Annotated in this window: 1 protein-coding gene; it reads right to left on the bottom strand. The window is 39.2% G+C overall.

What is annotated here, in order from left to right; translation table 11 throughout:
- On the bottom strand, positions 1 to 548 hold a 548-nt coding region (locus EUBHAL_RS13840), incomplete at both ends, for a phosphohexomutase domain-containing protein (RefSeq protein WP_005351451.1).

The following is a 548-nucleotide window of genomic DNA, read 5'->3' on the forward strand; positions in this document are numbered from 1 at the left end:
GTCATATATTCATAAACATATTTATCTCCAACTGCTGTCTTGGCATAGCCAATTCCCAACTCATCAAAAGCCTTGTATAGGCCAAAGTTTGACATAACTGTCGTTACAACTGTATTGGTAAGCAGCTTACCTCTTTCTTTCATATATCTTCCGTAGATATAAAGAATAGCATCTCCATCTACTACATTTCCTTTTTCATCTACGCAGAGACAGCGGTCTGCATCTCCATCATAGGCAAATCCAACATCTAATCCATTCTCTACTACATACTTCTGCAATCCTTCAATGTGTGTCGAACCTGCATCTCTGTTAATATTCGTACCATCTGGCTCTGCATTAATAACAAATGTCTTTGCTCCAAGACTGTCAAAAATCTGTTGTGCCATGTTCCAGGAACTACCATTGGCACAATCCAGTCCAACCTTCATTCCTTTAAAAGAATATAAACCAAGTGAAATAAGGTATCCCATATAGCGGTTACGACCTGCTGCGTAATCCACTGTACATCCGATGGCATCCTTATGTGCAAAAGGAATCTCTTCATACTT

The sequence above is a fragment of the Anaerobutyricum hallii DSM 3353 genome, assembly GCF_000173975.1.
GTDB classification, from domain to species: domain Bacteria; phylum Bacillota; class Clostridia; order Lachnospirales; family Lachnospiraceae; genus Anaerobutyricum; species Anaerobutyricum hallii.